This window comes from Geomonas paludis, from assembly GCF_014193585.1.
Classification (GTDB): domain Bacteria; phylum Desulfobacterota; class Desulfuromonadia; order Geobacterales; family Geobacteraceae; genus Geomonas; species Geomonas paludis.
The window spans coordinates 60,969-85,335 of the sequence record NZ_BLXY01000004.1 but is presented as its reverse complement, the minus strand read 5'-3'; the positions used below and the strand labels follow the sequence as shown (position 1 = coordinate 85,335).

At 63.5% G+C, this 24,367-nt stretch carries 22 protein-coding genes; 8 read left to right on the top strand and 14 right to left on the bottom strand.

What is annotated here, in order from left to right; all coding sequences use genetic code 11:
• Positions 1-205: 205 nt before the first annotated feature.
• A complete protein-coding gene (locus H7687_RS12415; protein ID WP_246404833.1) occupies positions 206-2,182 on the bottom strand; it encodes a proton-conducting transporter transmembrane domain-containing protein in 1,977 nt (658 codons plus the stop codon).
• 584 nt (positions 2,183-2,766) lie between these two features.
• Here H7687_RS12415 and H7687_RS12410 point away from each other — a divergent pair.
• From H7687_RS12410 to nrfD, 3 genes are read left to right on the top strand one after another with little or no spacing between them, the layout of a single operon-like run.
• Positions 2,767-3,243, top strand: a complete 477-nt coding sequence (locus H7687_RS12410) for a cytochrome C (protein WP_183347787.1) — start codon at positions 2,767-2,769, stop codon at positions 3,241-3,243.
• The gene (locus tag H7687_RS12405) at positions 3,240-4,022 is read left to right on the top strand and encodes a 4Fe-4S dicluster domain-containing protein (protein WP_183347785.1); all 783 of its coding nucleotides are present in this window, start codon (positions 3,240-3,242) and stop codon (positions 4,020-4,022) included. Before H7687_RS12410 ends, H7687_RS12405 begins: the two co-directional genes overlap by 4 nt.
• A 2-nt stretch (positions 4,023-4,024) precedes the next feature.
• On the top strand, positions 4,025-5,272 hold the full coding sequence (gene nrfD, locus H7687_RS12400; protein WP_183347783.1) for an NrfD/PsrC family molybdoenzyme membrane anchor subunit: 1,248 nt from the start codon (positions 4,025-4,027) through the stop codon (positions 5,270-5,272).
• A 222-nt stretch (positions 5,273-5,494) separates the two neighbouring features.
• Here nrfD and H7687_RS12395 read toward each other — a convergent pair whose 3' ends face one another.
• The 6 genes from H7687_RS12395 to rnc all read right to left on the bottom strand — a co-directional run bounded on the left by H7687_RS12395 (position 5,495) and on the right by rnc (position 13,062).
• Positions 5,495-7,501 carry a proton-conducting transporter transmembrane domain-containing protein gene (locus H7687_RS12395; protein ID WP_183347781.1) on the bottom strand — a complete coding sequence of 669 codons (2,007 nt, stop codon included), beginning with the start codon at positions 7,499-7,501 and terminating at the stop codon, positions 5,495-5,497.
• 3 nt (positions 7,502-7,504) lie between these two features.
• Positions 7,505-8,182, bottom strand: coding sequence for a PTS sugar transporter subunit IIA (locus tag H7687_RS12390; protein WP_183347779.1), 678 nt, complete (start codon positions 8,180-8,182; stop codon positions 7,505-7,507).
• 299 nt (positions 8,183-8,481) lie between these two features.
• Complete coding sequence (locus tag H7687_RS12385; protein ID WP_183347777.1) at positions 8,482-10,008, bottom strand: cytochrome c3 family protein; 1,527 nt, start codon at positions 10,006-10,008, stop codon at positions 8,482-8,484.
• 269 nt (positions 10,009-10,277) lie between these two features.
• Complete coding sequence (era, locus tag H7687_RS12380; protein ID WP_183347775.1) at positions 10,278-11,174, bottom strand: GTPase Era; 897 nt, start codon at positions 11,172-11,174, stop codon at positions 10,278-10,280.
• A 140-nt stretch (positions 11,175-11,314) separates the two neighbouring features.
• Entirely contained in the window at positions 11,315-12,367 is a 1,053-nt protein-coding gene (locus H7687_RS12375; protein WP_183347773.1) for an elongator complex protein 3, read from the bottom strand.
• Entirely contained in the window at positions 12,364-13,062 is a 699-nt protein-coding gene (gene rnc / locus H7687_RS12370; RefSeq protein WP_183347771.1) for a ribonuclease III, read from the bottom strand. The genes H7687_RS12375 and rnc overlap by 4 nt, the downstream gene beginning before the upstream one ends.
• A 246-nt stretch (positions 13,063-13,308) precedes the next feature.
• Between rnc and tmk the strand changes: the two genes are divergently transcribed.
• The 4 genes from tmk (at position 13,309) to metG (ending at position 17,557) form a co-directional block, all read left to right on the top strand.
• Positions 13,309-13,953 (top strand): dTMP kinase, encoded by a 645-nt coding sequence (gene tmk, locus H7687_RS12365; RefSeq protein WP_183347769.1) that lies wholly within the window; start codon positions 13,309-13,311, stop codon positions 13,951-13,953.
• Complete coding sequence (gene holB, locus H7687_RS12360) at positions 13,954-14,916, top strand: DNA polymerase III subunit delta' (protein ID WP_183347767.1); 963 nt, start codon at positions 13,954-13,956, stop codon at positions 14,914-14,916.
• 176 nt (positions 14,917-15,092) lie between these two features.
• Positions 15,093-16,031 (top strand): PSP1 domain-containing protein, encoded by a 939-nt coding sequence (locus H7687_RS12355; RefSeq protein WP_183347765.1) that lies wholly within the window; start codon positions 15,093-15,095, stop codon positions 16,029-16,031.
• Positions 16,028-17,557 (top strand): methionine--tRNA ligase, encoded by a 1,530-nt coding sequence (gene metG, locus H7687_RS12350; protein ID WP_183347763.1) that lies wholly within the window; start codon positions 16,028-16,030, stop codon positions 17,555-17,557. Before H7687_RS12355 ends, metG begins: the two co-directional genes overlap by 4 nt.
• Before the next feature lie 120 nt (positions 17,558-17,677).
• On the opposite strand, the gene H7687_RS12345 is transcribed toward metG, so the two are convergent.
• Positions 17,678-18,268, bottom strand: coding sequence for a YdcF family protein (locus H7687_RS12345; RefSeq protein ID WP_183347761.1), 591 nt, complete (start codon positions 18,266-18,268; stop codon positions 17,678-17,680).
• Between the two features lie 105 nt (positions 18,269-18,373).
• Between H7687_RS12345 and rpmB the strand changes: the two genes are divergently transcribed.
• Positions 18,374-18,565, top strand: coding sequence for a 50S ribosomal protein L28 (gene rpmB, locus H7687_RS12340; protein ID WP_012531640.1), 192 nt, complete (start codon positions 18,374-18,376; stop codon positions 18,563-18,565).
• A 74-nt stretch (positions 18,566-18,639) separates the two neighbouring features.
• Here the strand turns inward: rpmB and H7687_RS12335 are convergent, their stop codons facing one another.
• From H7687_RS12335 to galE, 6 genes are all read right to left on the bottom strand, one after another.
• Entirely contained in the window at positions 18,640-19,020 is a 381-nt protein-coding gene (locus H7687_RS12335) for a RidA family protein (protein WP_183347759.1), read from the bottom strand.
• Positions 19,021-19,047: 27 nt separating this feature from the next.
• Positions 19,048-21,198 (bottom strand): RelA/SpoT family protein, encoded by a 2,151-nt coding sequence (locus tag H7687_RS12330; RefSeq protein ID WP_183347757.1) that lies wholly within the window; start codon positions 21,196-21,198, stop codon positions 19,048-19,050.
• Positions 21,199-21,318: 120 nt separating this feature from the next.
• Positions 21,319-21,525 (bottom strand): DNA-directed RNA polymerase subunit omega, encoded by a 207-nt coding sequence (gene rpoZ / locus H7687_RS12325; protein ID WP_015721519.1) that lies wholly within the window; start codon positions 21,523-21,525, stop codon positions 21,319-21,321.
• A 29-nt stretch (positions 21,526-21,554) separates the two neighbouring features.
• A complete protein-coding gene (gmk, locus tag H7687_RS12320; protein WP_183347755.1) occupies positions 21,555-22,163 on the bottom strand; it encodes a guanylate kinase in 609 nt (202 codons plus the stop codon).
• A 71-nt stretch (positions 22,164-22,234) separates the two neighbouring features.
• The gene (locus tag H7687_RS12315) at positions 22,235-23,113 is read right to left on the bottom strand and encodes a YicC/YloC family endoribonuclease (protein ID WP_183347753.1); all 879 of its coding nucleotides are present in this window, start codon (positions 23,111-23,113) and stop codon (positions 22,235-22,237) included.
• A gap of 28 nt (positions 23,114-23,141) precedes the next feature.
• Positions 23,142-24,128, bottom strand: coding sequence for a UDP-glucose 4-epimerase GalE (gene galE / locus H7687_RS12310; protein WP_183347751.1), 987 nt, complete (start codon positions 24,126-24,128; stop codon positions 23,142-23,144).
• Positions 24,129-24,367 lie beyond the last annotated feature (239 nt).

Sequence of the window (24,367 nt, the reverse complement as noted above, 5' to 3'; positions counted from 1 at the left end):
TCGCCCTGTCCTTTCCCGGCATCGTTCTCGCTGCCCTCTGTCCCAATCTCCCTCTCCCCCCGGGAGAGGGTCGGGGTGAGGGCGCTGCTATCGGCGAGGTCTTCCCTCCTGGCGTCTCCCTCACCCGCCTTCGCGGACCGAAGCGCTACGGCGCGCAGGCCCGGCCTTCGGCCACCCTCTCCCGGAGGGCGAGGGGGAACCGCGTCTAATGCACCCACAACAGCAATAGCATCAGCGTCACGAAGATATAGAGAATATAGATCTGCACCTCACCGTGCTGCAGGCGCCTGACGAAGGCGCAGACGGTCCCGGCGACGCTCAGGACCGGCAGCACCACCCGGTGCAGCAGGGTCTCCTCGGGATGGTAGCTCAACCGCACCGCCGCCGGGGTAAGGCCGGCCACCTGCCCCACGCTGATGCGGGTCCGGATCAAGGGGCCCGAAAGCGAGGAGAAGAAGGCGCCGAACGAGCTGCCGGTGTACTGGATGCGCGGCGACGGGCAAAGATAACCGCAGCCCCAAGTGGGGGCGGATGCAGCGCCGCCGCTGGTCTTGGCGCGCAGGAACAGGAACAGGATGGCCGCCATGCAGATGACGCTCCCACCCGCCACGGCGAACCAGACCGGCGCGATGGGGAGGACGGCCGCGGGGGCCAGGTCAGGGGCGAGCCCGCGGATGGCGGGTTGCACCAGGGCCAGGAAGAGCTGGGGGAAAAGCCCGCCGGTGAGGGCGAGGCAGGCCAGGAGGGCGATGGGGGCCAGCATGGTCCCGGCCGCCTCGTGGGCGCCGGCAGCCTCGGCGGTGCGCGGCTCCCCCAGAAAGGCGATGCCGTAGAGCTTCACGAAGGAGATCACCGCGACGCCCCCCACCAGGGCCAGCACCGGGGCGCCCAGGGCGACGAAGGGCTGGCCCGCGCGGGCCTCGCCGAAGAAGCCGAGGTAGAGGAGCATCTCGCTGGCGAAGCCGTTGAAGGGGGGGAGGCCGCAGATGGCGACCGCGCCGCACAGGGTGAAGAAGGCGGTGAACGGAAGCCGGCGCGCCAGCCCGCCCATGCGGTCCAGGTCGCGGGTGCCGGCGGCGTGCATGACGCTCCCGGCGCAGAAGAAGAGCAGCGGCTTGAAGACGACGTGGTTCAGCACGTGGAAGAGCGCTCCGGCCAGCCCCAGGAAGGCGAGGCGGTCGTTGCCGCTCCCCTGCCCCAGCAGGAACATGCCGATACCGGCGCAGATGATGCCCAGGTTCTCGATGCTGCTGTAGGCCAAGAGACGCTTGATGTCCTTTTGCGCGGAGGCGACGCAGATCCCCAACACCGCCGAGGCGAGCCCCGCGCCGGTGAGCACGCCGCCCCACCAGAGCGGGCGCTCCGGGAAGAACGAGATCACGCGCAGGATGCCGTAGACCCCGATCTTCAGCATGACGCCGGAGAGGAGCGCGGAGACGTGGCTCGGGGCGTTGGCGTGAGCAGACGGGAGCCACAGGTGCAGCGGCATGAGTCCGGCCTTGGAGCCGAAGCCGGCCAGGGCGAGCCAGAACAGCGTCGCCGCAAGGCCCGCGCCGACGGCAAGCGAGCCGGCCGCGGGGAAGCCGAAGCCGCCGGTGATCATGAACAGCGAGGCGAACAGGACCAGCAGCGCCGCCCCTCCCAGGTGGCTCGCCACCAGATAGACCGTCCCGGCGCCGCGCACCTCACCCTCGCGGTGCTCCGCAACCAACAGGAAATAGCCCGACAGCGCCATCGTTTCCCACGCCATCATGAACAGGGCGCCGTTGCGCGAAACCACCACCAGCGCCATGGCGCAGGCGAGCAAACCGTAGAAAAAGGTGACGCTTCTTTGGGAGCTGTGCGAGGCGGCGGGCCAGTAACCGAGGGCGTAAAGGGAGCCAGCGGGGAACACCAAAAAGATGGGGATCAGGAAGAATAGAGAGAGAGGGTCGAGGGCGACTTGGCAGGGGCCGAAGGGGAGGTTCCAGTTCAGGAGGAAGCTTGCTTCTCCTCCCCCGAGCAGCAGGTAGAGAAGAGACGGTAGCGCGAGGAGAGAGCTTGCGAGCGCGGCCACCGAGGCCAGCCGTTGTCCGAGCGTGCCGTCTCGCAACACGAGACCGGGAAGCCCGGAACAGCCGGCTAGAGCTATAGCGCAAAGGACCAGGGAAGCCGGGTCCCGCATCATGTCAAAAAACAACATAACCCACCCTTTCGAACCAGGAACGGATCGTCATCTGCCCATCGAGTTTCAACCTCCAGCGCAACCGGGGATGCCGGCGGTGCGGAAGGGGAGCAAGGCTGCCACAGCTGCCGCTTTTCCCTTCAACTGTAGCGACTACGTGTCGATACTGTTTACGGGGGGCGACAGGGAACCAACCATACTCCCTGAAAATAGATTTGTCAAAAAAAGATTTTTAATGTCACTAGCGGGGCGGATAAAACAACAATACCGCCTAGGCACCTTGTTTTCAAGCGGGGTGCCGTTATCATTAAACTCGTGCTCCTTTTTGTTTCGAACATCGTTATAGGAAATCCTGATTAGCTACAATCTTCCGCTAATGCCCTCTCCCTCTGGGAGAGGGTGCCCGAAGGGCGGGTGAGGGAGATGCCACGAAGCGGGATCATTGCCTATTGCAGCGCCCTCACCCCAGCCCTCTCCCGGGGGGAGAGGGAGATGGGCATCGTGGCGGAAGGTCATAGCTAGTCAGGTAGGAAATGGGACAGTTGCCGCAGTTTTCCCGGCGCTGTCGAAAATCGTTACTGCAGGTCGAAAGGAGGGAGGCTGTGAAGAGTCATGTTTGGCGGCCGCTATTGGTGGTGCTGGTGGTGATCGCCCTGGTGCTGGTGGCGCGCAAGGTCCTGGTCCCCGCCGATTTCGGGATCGGCGCCAGGGGGTACATGTACGGCTGGCACCGCGCCGGCAACGAGCAGCAGTGGAAGGATATGCCGGTGAAGTACAAGACGGCGGCGCACTGCAAGGATTGCCACCCCGACAAGTACGAGGAGATGAAGGAATCGCCGCACCGCAACATCAACTGCGAGAACTGCCACGGCCCCGCCCTGGATCACCCCAAGGATCCGCACTCCCTGACCGTCGATCGCAGCCGCGAACTCTGCGCCCGCTGCCACACCCGCCTCCCCTACCCCAACAGCGGCCGAGGCATCATGAAGGGGATCGACCCCAAAACCCACAACGCCGGCCTGGACTGCGTTACCTGCCACTGGCCGCACGATCCCAGGAAGGAGGGGCACAAGAGATGATTTCGAGACGATCCTTCTGCAAGAAATCCCTGCTCATCGCGGGTGGGCTTGCGATCCCGCTCTCCTGCCTGGAGCTTTTCGATCCCAAGCGGTTGCTGGCCGAGAAGGACCAGAAGGGGCCGCGCTGGGTCTTCCTGGTCGATACCCGCAAATGCGTGGGGTGCGGCTTCTGCGTCAAGGGGTGCAAGGTGGAGAACGAGGTCCCCTACGACGCCAACGTCACCCGCACCTGGGTGGAGCGCTACGTGGTGACCACGGACGGCAAGACCCACATCGACTCCCCCAAGGGAGCGCGCGACGGCTTCCCCAACAAGGGGATCGACATCGGGCACGGCAAACTCGAAGAGATCAAGGACGAGGACATCGACAAGGCCTTCTTCGTTCCCAAGCTCTGCAACCAGTGCGACAACCCGCCCTGCGTCCAGGTCTGTCCGGTGGGGGCCACCTACCAGACGGCGGACGGCGTGGTGCTGGTGGACCGGAAGTGGTGCATCGGCTGCGGCTACTGCATCATGGGGTGCCCCTACGGGGTGCGCTTCTTCCATCCCGTGTTCCACGTCGCCGAGAAGTGCAACTTCTGCTACCACCGCATCACCAAGGGGATGCAGACCGCCTGCGTCGACAGTTGCGCCTTCGGTGCGCGCCGGGTGGGTAACCTGAGGGACCCCGACGACCCGGTGACCAGGATCATCATGACCGAGCGCGTCAACGTGCTCAAGGAAGAGTACGGCACCAAGCCGCAGGTCTTCTACCTCGGCCTTTCCAAGGAGGTGAAATAGCCATGGTGCACGGAGAAGCCTGGACCATAAAGGAGTTTTTCACCTACCCCAACGAGTACATCTACTGGACCATCCAGATCGTCATGTACCCGTTCATGACCGGCCTCGTGGCCGGCGCCTTCGTACTCTCCTCGCTGTACCACGTCTTCGGGGTGAAGCAGTTGAAGGAGATCGCGCGTTTCTCGCTGGTGTTTTCCTTCGCGCTGCTGCCGGTCGCCATGCTGCCGCTAATGATGCACCTGCAGCAGCCGCTGCGCGGCATCGAGGTGATGCTGACGCCGCATTTCACCTCCGCCATCGCGGCCTTCGGCATCGTGTTCAGCACCTACGGCATGATCGTCGCTTCCGAGCTCTGGTTCGTGTTCCGCAAGCACTTCGTGGAGACCGCGCTCGCGCTGAAGAGCATCGAGGGACGGAACGCCCTGCAGCAGGGACAGTACCTCCTGTTCAGCGTGCTGACGCTGGGGGCCTGGGACATCTCGCACGAGGCGCTCGAGGCCGACGAGCGGGCGGTCAAGAAGCTTGCCGCCGCCGGCATCCCGGTCGCCTGCTTCCTGCACGGTTACGCGGGTTTCATCTTCGGTTCGGTCAAGGCCAACGCCCTGTGGATGACCCCGCTCATGCCGGTCATCTTCATCTGTTCCGCGGTCGTTTCCGGCATCGCCCTGTGCATCCTGACCTACATCCTCACCATGGAGATACGGAAGCAACTGTCGCGTCGGCGCAGGCTCGCCCACCCCGAGCTCCCCTCCATGGAGGAGTTGAAGAGCGCCGAGGCCCACGTGGTGGCCATGACCTCGCGCTACCTGCTCATGTTCATGGTGGCGGCCATCACGCTGGAGCTTTTGGACCTGATATTCAGGGGTTATACGGCGGTGAAGTCGTGGGACATCCTGAGGAGCGTCATCTACGAGCGGGACTTCGTGAACATCTTCGTGGTGCAGTACGGGTTGGGGAACCTGGTCCCCTTCGTGCTGTTCCTGATCCCCGGGCTGACCATCCGGAGGGCCATGGTGGGGACCGTGCTGGTGCTATTGGGCGTGTTCATGATGCGCTGGAACGTCGTCATCGGCGGGCAGGCCTTCTCCTCGTCCTTCTCCGGGTTCATGCACTACGTGCTGCCGCTGTGGCCGGACAACATGGAAACGCTGAAGGAAGGCCTCGTCGGCGCCCTCATCGTCGCCGGGGTCCCCTTCTGCCTCTTTTACCTGCTGAACAAGGTGATGCCGGTGTTCAAGGAGACGCATTAGAAAGGCGAAGGACGTTCTACGTTCTACGTTGCCCCCCTCGCCCTCCGGGCATGTCCACCGTAGCCTTGGCGCAGGTGGAAGAGGGGCTGGGGGTGAGGGGAACAGGCGCTACGAAAAACAAAGGCGGGCGAATGATCATTCGCCCCTACAGGTCCCCGGCCTTGCACGACGGCGACATCTGTAGGGGCGAATAACTATTCGCCCGCCTTTCTTTGCATCACGCTACTGCCCGCTGGTAATGGCCAGCAGCAGCACCAGCGTCACGAAGGTGTAGAAGATGTAGATGTTCAGCTTGCCGTGCTGCAGGCGCCGCACCGGCTGGGCCTTCTCGAACAGGTACTCCAGAAACGGGAGATAGCCTTTCTCCAGCACCGTCTCGGGAAGGTGACTCTCGTGACTGGCGCGCCCCGGGAAAAGCCCCCTCACCTCTTCCCGGTGCCGCTCGGGACGGAGCAGCAGCGCGAACCACCCGACCAGGATGGCCCCGAACGAAGAGGCGGTGTACTGCATGCGCGGCGTGGGCCTCAGGTAGCCGCAGCCCCAGGTCGGCGCGACCGGCACCGGCAGACGGGTGGCTCCCCTGGCGAAGAAGACCCAGAGCAGCGCCAACAGCAGTATCAATCCCGCCCCAATGATCGAGATCCAGCCGAAGGGGACCAGGCTCGCGATCCCCTGCTGCAGCTCGGGCGTAGCGCCGTACCCGCGCAGGGCGCCGTTCAGGACCGGGACCAGCCCCCCCGGCGCCAGTCCGATCAGGGCGCAGCACGCGGCCAGTACCCCCATCGGGACCAGCATCCCGGCACCCGCCTCATGCCCGGCTTCGTGTTCCGCAGCGCGCGGCGCCCCCAGGAAGACCACCCCGTACACCTTCACGAAGCAGGCGACGGCAAGCCCCCCCACCAGCGCCAGCACCGGCGCCGCCAGCGCGGGGAGCGACGGCCCCAGGCCGACGGCCGCCTCGATGGAGTTGAAGGCACCCAGGTAAATCATCAGTTCGCTGACGAAGCCGTTCAAGGGGGGAAGGCCGCAGATGGCGACGGCACCTACCAGGAAAAACAGCGCCGTCCTGGGCAACCGGCGCGCCACGCCGCCGAGCAGGTCGATTTCCCTGGTGCCGGTGGCATGGATGACGGAACCGGCGGAAAGAAAGAGCAGCGCCTTGAACAGGGCGTGGTTGACGACGTGCAAGAGCGCCCCCGCCACCCCGAGCGCGACCAGCGCCTCCCACCCCTGGTTGGCGCCGATGAGCGCCATGCCGATACCCATGAGGATGATGCCGATGTTCTCGATGCTGTGGTAGGCCAGAAGCCGCTTCAGGTCGTGCTGCCCGATGGCGTAGGCGACCCCGAGCACGGCGGAGATGCATCCCAGCACCAGCACCAGGGCGCCCCACCAAAGCGGCGGGTCGGCAAAGGCGCAGAAGACGCGCATCATCCCGTAGATCCCGGTCTTCAGCACCACGCCGGAGAGAATCGCGGAGACGTGGCTGGGGGCGTTGGCGTGCGCCGAGGGGAGCCAGATGTGCAGCGGCATGACGCCGGCCTTCATCCCGAAGCCGAACAGGGCGGTCAGGAAAATGGCCGTGGCCATGGGGCCCGCGGCAGAGAGGGAGCCGGGGGCGGGGAAAAGGTAGGCGCCGGTGGCGGCGTTGAGAAGCGAGAAGGTGGCAAAGAGCGCCAGGGCGCCCAGGTGGGCCGTGATCAGGTAGAGCACCCCCGCCTCGCGCACCTCGTGCTTTTCGTCCTCGGTGGTGAGGGCGAAGTAGGCGGCCAGGGCCATCACCTCCCACCCCATCAAAAAGAGCATGGTGCTCCTGGCCACCAGCACCACGGTGAGGGCCGCGGACAAGAGGCCGAGGAAGAAGGCGAGCTTGCCGCCGTGTTCCGGGTGCCGCGCCACCGGCCAGTAGCCGGCGCCGTAGACGGCGCAGCAGCCGGTGACGATGAAGATGGGGAGCAGGAAGAGCGCGGAGAGCGCGTCGACGCCCATCTCCAGTCCGCCGAACGGCAGCCCGGCGGGAAGGAGCCAGGTACCGGTGACGGGAAAGAAGACGGCGCCGAGGGCGCCGGCACAGCCGGCCACGGATGCCGTGACCATGAGGGCGACACCGGCGCGTTGGGCAAGGCTCGAGCCCCGGGAGAGCAGCAGCGGCAGCCCGGACGCAGCCTGGCAGCAAACGGCGAGCAACAACAGTCCAAGAGAAGTCGCAGGCTCGCCGGAGAAGGTCATAAATCAGCTCCTCTTGCCGCGCTCGCAGCGCCGGGCGGCATCCATGATGGCCGCGGGGTCACAGGCATTGTTGAGGATGCCCCGGAATCCACTGTCGTGCAGGGCATAGGCGAGCCGGGACAGGAGGTGCAGGTGCACCTTGACGGTGGGGCTGGTGATCAGGAACAGGATGCGCACCGGGATGCCGTCCAGGGCCCCGAAGTCGATGGGGTGGTCCAGGAAGCACAGTGAGACCGCAGGCTTCGGCTTGGTCTGCAGCAGGATGGGATTGCGGACGTGGGGGATGGCGATACCGTCGCCGACGGCGGTGGTGCCCAGCGCCTCGCGGGCCAGGAGCACCTGGAGCAGGAACTCCGGGTCCACCTGCGGCGGAAGTTGCAGCAGGTTGACCACGTTGCGCAGCACGGAGAGCTTGTCGTCTCCGGGCACTCCGCAGTGGATCCCGCCGGCTTCCAGCGCCTGGGCCAGGGAGGGAAGGTCCAGGTCCGCCTGCACCGCCTCGAAGAGTTCGGGGGGCACCTTGATGCCATGCTCCGTAGCCCATTCCAGGAGGTCGACCCGGTTGATCTGGTAGGTGCCGTGCACCAGGGTGGCGGGGAGCTTTTCCTTCTTGATCCACTTGAGGACCGTGCTCTCGTCCTGGTGCAGCAGCGCGGCCACTTCTGAAGCCTTCATCAACATCGACTGTTACCCCCATGGCTGAACAGGGAAAGGTATAGCACCGTTAAGATGAAGATGCAACGCCGTTAATGTGCAAAAAGCGAATGGTACCGACCGCTTGGGGGACTAGGGGGCGGCAGAAGGGACTGGCTCCGTTAGGTGCCTGGCCCTCTAGCGGAACGCTTATTTCAGCTCAGCCAGCTTCTCCCAGTACCAAGGGGACAGGCACCTGGCGGAGCCAGTCCCCTTGACATACCCTGCAGGTCCCAGTGAAGATAAAAAAAGCCCCCGGATTGCTCCGGGGGCTTTTCGTTGCCGCTTTACTTCTTGGCGTGCTTCTCGCCGCCGGGGACGTCCTGCCCGCCTGCCGCATGGCAGTCGCTGCAGTTCGCCTTGTAAAGCTCGTCGCCGATGTCGACCGGGTGGACGAACTGTTTCACCGGCGCGCTGCCGGCCGGGATGTTCTCCTGCTTCTGGCCAAGGACGGTGTGGCACATGTTGCAGTCCTTGGAGATCACCTTGCCGGACGCGGTCTTATGCTTGCCGTCGTGGCAGCGGAAGCATCCCGGGCTGTAGAAGTGCCCGATGTGGTTGGGATAGGTGTTCCAGGTGATCTTCATCGCCGGGAAGAAGTTCCTGTTGTAGATGTCCTGCACCACGGTCACGGCGTGGGCGAGTTCCTTCGCCTTGTCCTTGGCAACCTGCGGGTAGTTCTTGTTGTAGTACTCGGGGAGTTCCTTGGCGATGGTCGCCTTGGCCTCTTCCTTGTTCTTGTACGGCCTGGTCAGCATCTCCACGGCGGTCTTTTTCAGGTACGGCAGCCCCTGGTCGATCCGCCTGGCAGCGAAGGCCTCGTCCATCTCCACACCCGGGGAACGGTAGACGTGCGCCGGACGGTTGTGGCAGTCGAGGCAGTCCATGACCCTCTTCTGAGCCTTGGCCACGTCTTCCTTGGAGAGCGGCTTCTCGGTATCCATGTACTCGGTGACGGTGCCGTCCTTCTCCTTAACCGCAATGTACGGGATGTTGGAGCGCTGTCTGTCCAGGGCGATGTACGAGACCTCCTGGCCGATGTGCCAGTGGATGCCCCTGTGGTGCTCGCTCTTCGGGGTCCCGCCGATGTTGATCAGCATGTTGATCTCGCGCGGGGTGTTCTCCTCGTTGGGAGCGTAGTGGTAGAACACCTTCTGGCGCCCGGCGTAAAACTTCTCGGGCCAGTGGCAGTGCTCACAGGTATCACGCGCCGGGCGGAGGTTGTCGATCGGGGTTTCGATGGTTTCCGGGTAGGTGTGGAACGCCACCGCGTAGAGCTGCCTCATGCCGGAGATCTTTGCCTTGACGTACCAGGCGGCGCCGGGGCCGACGTGGCACTCGACGCATTTCACCTTGGCGTGCGGAGAGTTGGCCCAGGCGACGTGCTCGGGCTCCATGACCACGTGGCAGAGCTCACCGCAGAAGGTGGTCGACTCGGTGAACTCGTAACCTTTCAGGGAAGCAACGGAGACGACCAGCACGAAGCCGATGCTGGCAATAACGAAGAAGAGGAACAGATGGCGCTTGTGCGCGTCGTTGAAGTCCACCCGCGGGAACGGGGGGATGTCCTCGTCGGGATGCCTGCGCCTCTTTTCCCGTACGATGTAAGCGCCCAGCGGGACCAGGATGAGGCCCACGATGAGCATGCCCGGGAAGAGGAAGTAGGTCATCAGGCCGAGGTAGGGCTTCTCGACGCCGGTGATCCCCTCGTAGGAGAGGAAGCCGATGATCAGGCCCGTCGCGGTGACGGCCAGGATCATGCCGACCAGACTGATCAGGTTCCAGGCGTAGCCGGCATACTTTCTTAATGCCATAGAGTCGTCTCCTTGCGTGTTTACGTATGGTTCCAGAAAAATAGTGCAGAACCTTACTATCCGACATGACGTATGTCAAAAAAAACTATGTTAATGTATACGTTATTTTTTAAAACATCAATATACTGAAAACCCGCAGAAATTACGCGAGAAAAGAAGACACCGCTGACACTTGTGTCAAAAAAATAGAAAACGATGTTATAGTATCAAACATTCTTATGCTATGCAAGCAATTCCTCATGAGGAGGGCTGGGGCCGGTGCCACCGCGTTACGAATCGTAGCCGAACTCTTTCAACATGCGGCTGTTGTCGCTCCACTCGCCGCTCACCCGCACGAACAGTTCCAGGAACACCTTGGTGTCCAGCAGCCGCTCGATCTCCTGGCGCGCCTGCGAGCCGATCTTCTTGAGCATTTCTCCCTTGCGGCCGATGATGATCCCTTTCTGCGAGTCGCGCTCGACGTTGATGGTCGCCTGGATCGCCACCACCCCGGTTTCGCGCTCCTTGAAGCTGTCCACCACCACCGCCGTCGAGTAGGGGACCTCGTCGCGGGTCAGGCGGAAGATCTTCTCGCGGATGATCTCGGCCACGATGAAGCGCTCCGGCACGTCGGTCAGGATGTCGTCCGGGAAGTAGCAGGGGCCTTCGGGCAGCAGTCCGTGCACCAGTTGCACCAGCTGCTCGACGCCGTCGCCGGAAGCGGCCGACACCGGGATGATCTCCTTGAAGGGGTAGGTTTCTCCGTAGGCCGCCATCCGCCCCAGCAGATCCCCCTTGGGGATGAGGTCGATCTTGTTCAGCACCAGGATGACAGGCGCCTCGACGCCGGAGAGGACCTCCTTGATCATGCCCGCCTCTTTCTCGGGATCGAACGCGCCGTCGACGAGGAACAGGATCAGGTCCACCCCCTGCACCGAGGAGAGCGCCTCCTCGACCATGAACTTGTTCAGGCGGGTCTTGGCGCGGTGAATTCCGGGGGTGTCCAGGAAGACGATCTGCCCGTCGGGCACGTTGTGGATCCCCTTGATCTGGTTGCGGGTGGTCTGCGGCTTGTCCGAGGTGATCATCAGCTTCTCACCCAGGATGCGGTTCAACAGCGTGGATTTACCGACGTTCGGCCGTCCGACTATGGAGACGAAACCGGAACGGAATATCTTTTCAGACATCTTGTTAATGCCCTCCTGGCTCTTGTTGCGGTAATGGAAGCGTTACAACATACGGGAATTGATACGGCAAGGAAAGCGTTCTTTGCATCCGCACCGGTGTAAGGCGCACCGACACAGTATACCTCGAACCGGCGTTGTGCCTAGTGGCGGGGATGCGACTCGAACAGGCGGGCGTGCCGGCTGGGCCCGTCCCACTGCAGGGAGATCACTCCGGGGGGGAGCGCGGCGTCCTCGCGGACGGTTGCCGTCACGCCGTAGCGCGCCGCCAGCCGCTGCAGGTTCACCCTTCTCTGCCCCACCAGGTCGGAAAGGCGCCCCGCCGGAGCACCGAAGGTGACCACGCTTCCGGGCGGGACACCGGTGAGCAGCGCGCACATGCGGTCGAAGCAGAGCTCGGACTCGACCAGCTGCCCGAAGGCGGGGTGGTAGGGACCGGCCAGCACGACCCCGGGGGAGTCGAGCTCGGAGGTGGGCTGCAGACCGAAGCGGATCACCGGGATGCCGGCCTGCCCGGCAGCCGCCAGCATCTCCTTGCACAGGGCCACCGCCTCGCCAAGGGAAAGGGGGCGGTAGCTTCCGTCGCGGTAGCGCCGCGCCAGTTCGGTCCCGTCGATGACCAGGGTGGGGTAGATGCGCAGAAAGGCGGGGGCCAGGTCGAGGGCCCGGTGCAGCGAATCCAGCGCGCGCTGCGGTGTGTCGCCGGGGAGTCCCGGCATGAGCTGGATGCCGACTTCGATGCCGGCCTCCTTGAGGGTCGCCACCGACCGCTCCACCTCGTCAGCCCCATGGCCGCGCCCGGAGAGTTCGAGCACTTCCGCGTGCAGCGACTGCACGCCCAGTTCCACGGTGGCCACGCCGTGCTGTTTCAGAAAACGCGCCGTCTCCGGATCGACCGCATCGGGGCGGGTGGAGAGCCGCACCGACTGCAGGACGCCGGCGCGCAGAAGCGGTTGCAGGGGGAGGAGCAGCCCCTCCTGGTCCCGTCGCGGCATGGCGGTGAAGCTGCCGCCGTAAAAAGCGACTTCCAGCTGCCGCGCCGGAGCCCCCAGGCGGTACTCCTCGATGCGACGCAGCAGTTGGGCCGCAGTGGGGAGGCTTCCTGCCGCCCCCGCGACCCGGACCTGGTTGCAGAACACGCAGCGGTGCGGGCACCCCTGGTGGGAAATGAAAAAGGGGACCAGCAGCGGCCTCACTGCTCCCCCTTGAGCAGCACGGTAGCGGCGCGGGCGGCGTCCTGTTCGGCTTCCTTCTTGGTCCTGCCCACCCCCTCCCCCATCAGTTCATCGCCCAGGTACACCTCGACGGTGAAGCGGCGGTCGTGGTCGGGACCGGTGGCGTCTTTGAGCTGGTAGCGCGGCAGCTCCCGGCGCAGGGTCCTGGCCCGCTCCTGCAGGTCGGTCTTGGCGTCCCGCCCGCACAGCAGTTCCTGGGATTCGAGCAGGGGCTCGAACAGCTCGTGCACCACGCGCCTCGCCGCTTCGATGCCGCCGTCGAGGTAGAGTGCGGCGAGCAGGGCCTCGAAGGCATCGGCCAGAAGCGACCGTTTCTGCCGCCCTCCCCCTTTCTCCTCGCCGCGCCCAAGGCGCAGGGAGGCCCCCAGTTCCAGTTCCGCCGCGATGCGCGCCAGACTCACCTCGTCCACCAGCGCCGCCCGCATCTTGGTCAGCTCCCCCTCGCGGCTCTCCGGGAAGCGCTTGAGCAAAAGGTCGGAGAGCAGAAAATCGAGCACGGCGTCGCCGAAGAACTCCAGGCGCTGGTTGTCCTTCCCCCCCGCCTCGTTGACGTAGGTGCGATGGGTCAGCGCCTCTTGCAGCAACTCGGCATTGCCGAAACGGTACCTGATGCGCGCCTCGATGCCCGCCAGGGTATCGTCCTGCTTTTCGTTCATGATGAATACCCGTACCTGTCCTTAATTTGAGCCAAATATAGACAAAGGGTGCCGGCATGGCAATAGGGTTCTCCGCGGCAGCGGCCAGACACCTTAAGCAAGCTGCTCCGGCGGCGTCCCGTAAACCGCCGCCAGTGGCGGCCAGCCCTTGCGCGACAGGGCTTCGCGGGGGCATTTAAATCTTGCATAATAATCACCCCTCCCCTATAATTCAGTGATTTTATAGAGGATCATGAGACCGGAGACATGGGCTTTTTCATTACATTTGAAGGCGTTGAAGGGTGCGGTAAAACGACCCAGTTGAGGCTCCTCAAGGAGCGCCTGGAAGCCGACGGAGAGAAGGTGGTCGCCACCCGCGAGCCGGGGGGATGCCCCATCGCGGACCAGATGCGCGCCATCCTGCTCGACGCCGGCAACAGCGCCATCACGCCGCTTGCCGAACTGCTGCTCTACGCGGCGGCACGCGCCCAGCATGTTCAGGAGGTGATCGTCCCGGCGCTTGAGCGGGGCGAAACGGTGCTCTGCGACCGGTTCACCGACGCCACCGTTGCCTACCAGGGGCACGGCCGCGAGCTCGACCTGGACGTGATCGGCCAGCTGAACGCGCTGGCCACCGGCGGGGTGCAGCCGGACCTCACCGTGCTCATCGACTGCCCGGTCCAGGTCGGCCTGTCCCGGGCCCTGTCCCGCATCGAGGCGACCAGCGGCGCCCGCGAGGAGCGTTTCGAGCTGGAATCGGTACGTTTCCACGAGCGGGTGCGCGAGGGGTACCTGGCGCTGGCCCGGGCCTATCCCGAGCGCTTCGTGGTGGTGGACGGCTCCGGCGACGTGGCCCGCACCGAGGTGCTGGTGACCGCCGCCCTGAGCGGCCGGCTGCAGGGTGGCCGCTAGATGCCCTTTTCCGACGTCATCGGACAGGATCGCGCCATTGCCGTCCTGAAGCGCTCCATCGCGCTGGAGCGGGTGGCGCATGCCTACCTCTTCTCCGGCATCGAGGGGTGCGGCAAGAAAAAGACCGCCCTGGCCATGGTGCAGGCTGTTTTCTGCGGCAAGGAAGAGGCCTGCGGCGTCTGCTCCTCATGCAGAAAGATCGCCAGCGGACAGCACCCGGACCTGCATATCCTGGAACCCGACGGTGCCTTCATCAAGATCGATCAGGTCCGGGAACTGCAGAAGGAGCTTGCTTACCGCCCCTTCGAGGCGCCCAAGAAAGCGTGCATCATCGACGGCGCGGAGAAACTGAACCTCGCCTCAGGGAACGCCCTGCTGAAGACCCTGGAGGAGCCGCCGGGCAACGCGCTGATGATCCTGATCACCTCCGAGCGCTCCGCGGTGCTGCAGACCATCCTCTCCCGCTGCCAGACGCTGGAGTTCCAGCCGCTGCCGGCGGAAACGATCGAGGAGCGGCTGGTGCGGGACCAGTTCCCGGCCGAGGCGGCACGGGTGGCGGCCACCCTTTCCGGCGGGAGCCTGAGCCGGGCCTTCGAGATCGCCGGGGACGGCGTCCTGGAAGGACGGGTGACTTTCCTGGAGCGGGTGCTGACGCTGAACCTGAAGAACATCAACACCCTGTTCTCAGCGGCGGAGGAGCTCGCCGCGGACAAGGAAGGTCTCCCGGGGTTCCTGGAGCTGCTCCTTTCCTTTCTCCGGGATGTGCTCATCTACCGCTCCACGCCGGACGCCCTGGCCAACGCGGACCTGGCGCACCTGGTGGCCCGGGAGGCGGAGCGCTGCCCGGAGACGGTGACCATGGAACTGATCGAGCAACTGGTGGCGCTACGCCGCCTGCTCGTTCGCAACGTGAACGCGAGGATGGCCCTGGAGGTCTTCTTCATGCGCCTGGCGGCGCGGTAGCTCGCTTCGCGAGCAGATTAAGGCTAAGACTGAGATTTAGATTTAGATTAAGGTCTGACCTGCCAGAGATCGAAGCATTCGCAGGGATGATACGGCAACCACAGGAAGAACGAGATTGAACGCTTAATCTTAGTCTTAATCTCAATCTCGTTTTACCCTGTTTCTTGGAGGCATTTTTGGCAAAGATCGTAAGGATTCAATTCACCACCGCGGGCAAGCTCTACGACTTCACCGCCGGCAAGGCCAACGTCAAGGCCGGTGACCGGGTCATCGTGGAGACCGAGCGGGGTAAAAGCATAGGGCAGGTCGTAGCAGGCCCCATCGAAGTGGACGACGCGCTGGTCCCGGAGGGGACCAAGCCGGTGCAGCGTCTGGCGGAGCTCGCCGACCTGGCGACGCTGGCCGCCAACACCGCGAAGGAGAAGGAGGCGCACAAGTTCTGCCTGGCCCGGATCAAGGAACGGGGCATGGACATGAAGCTGGTCAAGGTCGAGTACCTGTTCGACGGCTCCAAGGCCATCTTCTACTTCACCGCCGACGGTCGCGTCGACTTCCGCGAGCTGGTCAAGGACCTGGCCCACGCCTTCCACACCCGCATCGAGATGCGCCAGATCGGCGTCAGGGACGAGTCCAAGATGGTGGGCGGCATCGGCATCTGCGGCCGCGAGCTCTGCTGCTCCTCGTACCTGCGCGAGTTCGAGCCGGTCTCGGTGAAGATGGCCAAGGAACAGAACCTCGCCCTCAACCCGAGCAAGATCTCGGGGCAGTGCGGCAGGCTGCTCTGCTGCCTCTCCTACGAGTTCGACACCTACTGCTCGCTGAGAAAGGGGCTCCCCAAGTGCGGCAAGCGGGTGCAGTGCGGCTGCCACGACGGCGAGGTGGTCAAGGTGAACGTACTGGAACAGACGGTGACGCTGAAGACGGCGGACGACTCGCTGGTGACGCTCAAGGGGGAGGACATCGCACCCGAGAACATCAGCGACCGCATCAAGAAGCCGCCGCAGGGCAAAGGTGAACAGCAGGGGGGCGACAAGGGCAAGTCCCAGGGCCCCGGCAAGCAGCGCCGCAACAGGCCCGTCGACGTCAAGGAGAGAAAAAAGGAGAAACCACAATGAAACCGGCTTTTTACGTCACCACCCCCATCTACTACGTAAATGACGTCCCGCACATAGGGCACGCGTACACGACCCTGGCCGCGGACGTGCTGGCCCGCTACAAGCGGCTCAAGGGGTTCGACGTCTTCTTCCTGACCGGCACCGACGAGCACGGCCAGAAGGTCGAGAAGGCCGCCACCGCCGCCGGCGAGACCCCGCTGGAGCTGGCGGACCGCGTCATGAAGCGCTTCCAGTCGCTCTGGGAGAAGCTGGAGATTTCCCACACCGACTTCATCCGCACGACGCAAGAGCGCCACAAGAAGGGGGTTTCCGTCCTCTTCGAGCGGGTCATGGAGAAAGGGGACATCTATCTGGGCGAGTACGAGGACTGGTACTGCACCCCGTGCGAGACCTTCTGGACCGAGACCCAGCTGATCGACTACAAGTGCCCGGACTGCAACCGTCCCACCGAGAAGCTCAAGGAGGAGTCCTACTTCTTCAGGATGAGCAAGTACCAGGACCAGTTGCTGGCGCACATCGAGGCCAACCCGGATTTCATCCAGCCCAAGAGCCGCAGGAACGAGATCATCTCCTTCGTGAAAGAGGGCTTGCGTGACCTCTCCGTGTCCCGCACCACCTTCCAGTGGGGCATCCCGGTCCCGGGCAACGACAAGCACGTGGTCTACGTCTGGTTCGACGCGCTCACCAACTACATCACCGCGCTCGGCTACCCCGAAGAAGGCGGCGACTTCGGCAAGTACTGGCCCTGCGACGTGCACCTGATCGGCAAGGACATCCTGAGGTTCCACACCGTGTACTGGCCCACCTTCCTGATGGCGGCCGGCCTCCCCATCCCGAAGAAGGTGTTCGCCCACGGCTGGTGGACCGTAGAGGGGCAGAAGATGAGCAAGAGCCTGCAGAACGTGGTCGAGCCGAACATGCTGGTCGACAAGTACGGCGTGGACGCGGTGCGCTACTTCCTCTTGCGCGAGGTCCCCTTCGGGCTGGACGGCGACTTCTCGCACCAGGCGCTCATCCACCGCATCAACTCCGACCTGGCCAACGACTTGGGGAACCTTCTGAACCGCTCCACCGCCATGCTGGGCAAGTACTTCGGCGGCGTGCTGCAGGCGCCGGGCGAGGAGACCGAACTGGACAAGACGTACCGGGAAAAGACGGTGGCCATGATCGGGCAGGTGGACAACTTCATCGAGGACATGGCCTTCAGCCGCGCGCTGCAGGCGATCTGGGAAGTCATTTCCGCCGGCAACAAGTACATCGACGAGACCGCCCCGTGGACCCTGGCCAAGGATCCCGAGCAGCGCGAGCGTCTCTCCACCGTCATGTACTACATGCTGGAGAGCCAGAGGGTGGTCTACACGCTGCTCTCCGCCTTCATGCCCAAGACCGCGCAGAAGGGTCTGTGCTGCCTGGGTTGGCCGGAAGAAGCCAGCGCCGAAGGGCTCGCCTGGGGCGGCCTGAAGCCGGGCACGACCATCGCCAAAGCCGAGGCGCTCTTCCCGAGGATCGAGGAAAAGGCGGAGTAAAACCGCGAAGAAAAGCAAGGCTTCAAACGTTTAACAGGGATAAAAGGGATAAAGGGGATAAAACCAAAGAACAGTTTGGTTTATCCCTTTGATCCCTTTTATCCCTGTTTGTTTATGCCTTTAGTTGTTCCCTGGAATGGGCCGCAGCTCGCCGGGCGCGAACATGAAGAAGAAACGCAGGATGCAGTACTTGTAGAACTCCGAGAAGAGCAGCTTGAAGCTCCCGGAATGGTTCCACCACTCCTCTTTGAGGTTACTGGAGTCGACCGGGTGCGGGTAGATGGCCACGTCCTTGGGGAGCGCGTTGCGGAACAGGATGGTGGAGCGCTTCATGTGGTAGCGCGAGGTGATCAGCTTGATGGACCCCACCTTGTGCTTCATGATCAGGTCGCGCGCGTAGATGGCGTTCTCCAGGGTGTTGCGGGAATTCTGCTCCAGGTAGACGTTCCCCGCCCCTTCCCCCTGGTACAGCTCGCGCTTCTTCACGGAAGGATCGACGCCGATCAGGAACAGCTTCTTCCCCTGCCCGGCCCGGTACAGCCGCACCCCTTCCTCCACCCGGCCGCGACCGCCGGTCAACACCACGATGGCGTCACTCTTCACCTCGCGCGGCGTCAGGGAGAAGGTCTTGTAGACGAAGTCCACGAAAAGAACACTCAGTACGATCAGTATCAGCAACAACAGGGAGAACAGCCCCTTCAATAAAGCCATGATTTAGCACCTGAAAAAACAAGAACACCGCCACTTTTTGCTTGCAACCGTGACGACTTTCTGCTATTAATTGCGACTTCAGTAATCACCGGAGGGTACAAAGAAATGTCCAGAATATGCGAGATTTGCGGTAAAGGCCCTAGCTTCGGGAACAACGTTAGCCACGCCAACAACAAGACCAGCAAAATTTGGCGCCCGAACCTGCAGAAGATCAAGGCCGTGAAAAACGGTACCGTCAGGAGCATCAAGGTCTGCACCCGCTGCATCCGCTCCGGTCACGTCACCAAGGCTCTCTAAGAAGATCTTCCGCACAGTCCCTAAAGCCGCGGCGCAGTCATCGCCCGCGGCTTTAGTTTTGTCTGCCCCTTCCCCTAACGGCAAAGAGCGGTGACCTCTATCTCCACCAGGACGCCGCGCGGCAGCCCTTTCACCTCGACGGTGCTGCGGGCCGGCGGGTTCTCCTGGAAGTAGCCGCCGTAGATGCCGTTCACCGTAGCGAAATCCCCCATGTTGGCCAGGTAGATGGTGGTCTTGACCACGTCCTGGAAGCCCAGGCCGGCTGCCGCCAAAAGCGCGCCGATATTCTTCATGACCTGCTCGGTTTCCGCCACGATGCCCCCCTGCACCACTTCGCCGGTGGCCGGGTCGAGCGCGATGGCGCCGGAGAGGAAGAGAAAGCCCCCGGCCTTGACGCCCTGGGAATAGGGGCCGATCGCCTTGGGTGCGTTGTCGGTGCTGATGATTTCCTTCATGCCTTCCTCCTTCTATTTTTTTTCCAACTAGCTCTTCAGACGTTCCACCTTGATGACGCCCTTCACCTTCATGATGGCGGCGAACACCTTTTTCAGGTGGTCGAGGTCGGTGACGTCCACCTCGAAGAGGTTTTCACCCCGCTTGTCCAGCGTGCTCTGGATGGAGGCGCTGGAGATGTTGGCCTCGCAGTTGGTGATGGCGGTGGCGATGTTGGCCAGGATCCCCTTCTCGTCGTTGCACACGACGCGGATCTTGACCGGCAGGGCGCTCTTTTTCCCCTTGTTCCAGGCCACCTCGATGCGCCGCTCCGGCTCCAGGGCCATGGCGAAGGGGCAGTCGGCGGTGTGCACGGTGACGCCGCGCCCGCGGGTGATGAAGCCGGTGATCTCGTCGCCGGGAAGGGGATTGCAGCACTTACCGAAGCGCACCAGCACGTCCTCCACGCCGTTGATCTCGATGGCGGAGGAGGATTTCCCCTTGAGCGCACCGATCACCTTGCCGATGCGGGTTTCCTTCTGGTCCTTGGCCGCCTCGATCTTGTCGGCGGGGACCAGCTTGCCCACCACCTGGTTCGCGGAGAGCTTGCCGTACCCGACCGACGCCATCAGGTCGTCCTCGGTCTGGAAGCCGAACTCCTGGGCCACCTTCTTCAGCTCGCCCGTTTTCTGCAGCTTGCTGAAATTAAGCGAGTAGCGGCGGAAGTCCTTCTCGCAGATCTCGCGGCCGAGGGTGATGCTGCGCAGGCGCTCCTCGGTCTTCACCCAGGCCCGGATCTTGTTGCGCGCCCGCGAGCTCTTGACGATCTTCAGCCAGTCCTTGCTCGGGGTGTGGTGCGGCGAGGTGATCACCTCGACGATGTCGCCCGTCTTCAGCTCGTACTTAAGCGGCACCAGCTTGCCGTTCACTTTGGCGCCGACGCAGCGGTGGCCGACGTCGGTGTGCACCGAGTAGGCGAAGTCGATGGGCGTGGACCCTTTCGGGAACCCCTTCACGTCCCCCTTCGGGGTGAAGATGAAGACGTCCTCCGGGAAGAGCTCGACCTTGACCGTGTCCATGAACTCCTTGGAGTCGTCCAGCTCCTGCTGCCACTCCAGAAGCTGCCGGATCCAGGTGAAGCGCCGGACCTCCTTCTCGTCGTACCCCTTCCCTTCCTTATACTTCCAGTGTGCCGCGATGCCGCTCTCGGCGACCCGGTGCATCTCGGCGGTCCGGATCTGCACCTCCATCCTTTCGCCGTAGGGACCGATCACCGTGGTGTGCAGCGACTGGTACATGTTCCCCTTGGGCATGGCGATGTAGTCCTTGAAGCGCCCGGGGATCGGTTTCCAAGTGGAATGGATGATCCCCAGCACCTCGTAGCACTCGCGGATGTCGTCCACGGAGATGCGGATCGCGATCAGGTCGTAGATCTCGTCGATGTCGACGTTGCGGCTCTGCATCTTCTTGTAGATGGAGTAGAGGTGCTTGGAGCGGCCGGAGACGTCACCCTTGATGCCGTGCTCCTCGAGCTGCTTCTTGATGATGTCCTTGACCGTGGCGACGTAGGACTCGCGCTCCTGCTTCTTCTTGGCCACCTTGCCGGCCAGGTCGTAGTAGAGCTGCGGCTCCAGGTAGCGGAAGGAGAGGTCCTCGAGTTCCCCCTTGACCCAGGAGATACCGAGCCGGTTGGCGATGGGGGCGTAGATGTCCAGCGTCTCCTTGGCGATGGTGCGCTGCTTGGGCTCGGGCTGGTACTGCAGGGTGCGCATGTTGTGCAGGCGGTCGGCGAGCTTCACCAGGATAACCCGGATGTCGTTGGCCATGGCAAGCAGCATCTTGCGGAAGTTCTCGGCCTGGCTCTCTTCCTTGGTCTTGAAGTGGATCTTGCCGATCTTGGTGACCCCGTCCACCAGGCGCGCCACCTCGGCGCCAAAGAGCGATTCCAGCTCCTCGTGCGTGGTCAGGGTGTCCTCGACGGTGTCGTGCAGCAGGCCGGTCACCACGGCGGGGAGGTCCAGCTTCAGGTCGGCCAGGATCCCCGCCACCTCCATCGGGTGGATCAGGTAGGGCTCCCCCGAGAGCCGGGTCTGTCCCTGGTGCACCTTGGCGCAGAAGACGTAGGCCTTGCGCACAAGGTCCAGATCCGCACCCGGGTTGTAGGAGGAGACCTTGTCGAGTATGTCGTTGAGTCGTATCATCGCGTCCGTTTCTTGCGGAAAAAGAAGGGGCTAACAGCACCGGGGCAGATACCCCGTCAGCCGATAGCCCCAGCCGGTTTGAAAAAAAGGGAGACCGTTCATGCGTCTCCCTTTCGTCTGTTAACGACCTTTCTTGCCGATCTCGCAGCCGATCTTGCCGGCGGCGATTTCCCTGAGGGAGACGACCACGTTCTTGTTCGCTGCCCTGTTGTCGATGAGCGGCTTCGCGCCCTTGAACAGCTGCTTCACCCTCTTGGAGGCGAGCATGACCAGGAGGAAGCGGTTGTCCACCTTCTCGAGGCAATCTTCTACGGTAACCCTTGCCATAAGTGAATCCCCTTTGTGATGTTAAACGTCTAAATCGTGAAGACCCTGGAAAGGCCGTGCAAAAGGCGGGTGGTGCGGCACTGCTCGGCGATCAGCACGCTTTTCAGCTGGTCCAGGGCCTCGGAAAACTTGTCGTTGACGATGATGTAATCGTACCAGCGCGCTTCCTTGATCTCGCCGGAGGCGTTATGGATGCGGCGCTCGATGACTTCCTGCGAGTCGGAGGAGCGGTTGTCCAGGCGGCGCCTGAGCTCCTCGATGCTGGGCGGGAGTACGAAGATGTAGACCCCTCCTTCGAAACGCCCTTTCAGCTGCCGCGCACCCTGGCAGTCGATGTCAAGGATAAGGTCGATGCCCTCGGTGCGGGATTCCTTGAGGGTGGCGAGCGACGTGCCGTAGAAGTTGCCGTGCACCTCGGCCCACTCTGCGAATTCCCCGGCCTCGACCATCCGGTCGAACTCGTCCTTACCCACAAAAAAATAATCACGCCCGTGCACCTCTCCGTTCCGGGGAGGGCGCGTCGTGTAGCTGACAGAATGCCGCAAGTTCGGAAAGATGTCAATTATTTCCTTACACAGCGAGGTCTTGCCCGCCCCCGAAGGGGCCGAAATCACGTACAATACACCTTCTCGTTTCATAGTTCACCCGTTGCCGTTGTCGGGATCCGCTACAAAAAGAGGCAGGCGGAACCCAAAACTGTAAAGTTCACCTACTCTATGTTCTGCACCTGCTCGCGGATCTTCTCCAGCTCGGCCTTCAACTCCACCACCAGCGCGGCCATCTGGGCATCGTTCCCCTTGGAGCCGATGGTGTTCACCTCGCGGTTGATCTCCTGGAGCAGGAAGTCGAGCTTTCTCCCCACCGGCTCGCTCTTGGCCAGCGTCTCGTCGAACTGGCGCAGGTGGCTCTCCAGGCGCACCAGCTCCTCGGTGACGTCGCACTTGTCGGCCATGACCGCGATCTCCTGGACCAGGCGCTCCTCGGGAAGGGACGCATCGCCCAGCAACTGCGCGATGCGCTCCTTCAGGCGCTGGCCGTACTCGGCCACCACCTGCGGGGCGCGTGCGGCGACCTGGGCGATCAGCTGGGTCAGGGTCTCGCGGCGTCTCTGGAAGTCGGCGTAGAGCGACTCCCCCTCGAAAAGGCGCATCTCGTCCACCCGGCGCAGGGCGTCCTCCAGCGCGGAGGTGAGTTCCTGCGGCATCTCCTCGAGGGTCGCCTCGGCCTCGGCCGCCACGGTGACCACGTCACGCTGCGCGGCCACCAGCGCGAGGTCCACCTCGCCGTGCAGCCCCAGCGCCTCGCCGATGCTCTGGAAGGCCTTCAGGTAACCGCGGGCCAGCGGCAGGTTGGCGGTCGGCACGCCGAGCGCCACCGCGTTCTCCACCTGGATGAAGACGTCGATCTTGCCGCGCACGAGCCGCTCGCCCACCCGCTTCTTGATCTCGTTCTCGAACTGCAGCAGCACGCGCGGGAGCTTGACGGTCACCTCGCCGTAGCGGTGGTTCACGCAGCGCACCTCGACGACGAAGCGCCCCCCCTCGTGGGCGGCCTCGCCCTTGCCATAGCCGGTCATGCTTTTTATCATGCCTTCTCCTTGTCCCCGCTCTTTGCGGCTAGCGGGATTGCCAAAGCTTCTGTTCCCAGCGCCACGCGTCGGCGACGATGGTGTGCAGGTCGTTGTAGGACGGGGTCCAGCCAAGAACGGTGCAGATCTTGTCCGCCACTGCGATCAGGCTGTCCGGGTCGCCGGGACGCCGGGGCGCCTCGTTGACCTTGAAGTCGACGCCGCTTACGTCCTTCACCACCTTGATCACCTCGCGCACGCTGCTCCCCTTGCCGTACCCCACGTTGATGACGTCGGAGGCGCCGCCGCGCTCCAGGTAGCTCAGGGCCGCCAGGTGCGCCGAGGCCAGGTCCTCGATGTGGATGTAGTCGCGGATGCCGGTGCCGTCGGGGGTGTCGTAGTCGGTGCCGAAGATGGAGACGCCGTCGCGGGCGCCCAGCGCCGCCTGGCACGCCACCTTGATCAGGTGGGTCGCCTCCGGCGTCCGTTGCCCCATGCGCGCCTGCGGGTCGGCGCCGGCCACGTTGAAGTAGCGCAGCGCCACGTAGGAGAAGCCGTGGGCGAAGGCCGCGTCCCTGAGCATCCACTCGCTCATCAGCTTCGAGGTGCCGTAGGGGTTGATGGGGGCGGTGCGACTCTCCTCGGAGGCGGCTCCTCCCTCAGGGATGCCGTAGACCGCGGCGGTGCTGGAGAAGATGAAGCGCTCGACACCGTGCTCCACGCAGGCCTGCAAAAGGTTCAGCGTGTTGCGGGTGTTGTTGCTGTAGTACTTGAGCGGCAGGGTCACCGACTCCGGGGCGATGATGGCCGCGGCGAAATGGAGCACCGACTTGGCCCCGGTCTCCTTGAGGACCGCGCGGATGTTGTCCTGGTCCGCCAGGTCGCCCACCACCAGCCGCTCCCCGTGCACCAGGGCGTCGGCCGAACCGGTGGAGAGGTTGTCGTAAACCACCACCTCGTGTCCCGCCTCGGAGAGCTGCCTGACCACGTGGCTTCCAATGTAACCGGCGCCGCCGGTAACGAGTATGACGCTCATAACAGTTACCTCCATGACATGAGATAATGAAAGAGGGTCTAGCCATTGGACTAAACCCTCGGTACGCGGCAACGGGACGGGACGGATTCTGCCAGGCTCCCCCCGCCCCAGGCCCAAGCGCAGCGCCGATCCTTGTGCGAGCGATCGCGTAAGTTATAGCACCTACCCAGACACAGCGCAACGCCTAAATCGCCGGTTTGCCTGAGCCATCACGACAACGCACTACTGGCATTGCGACT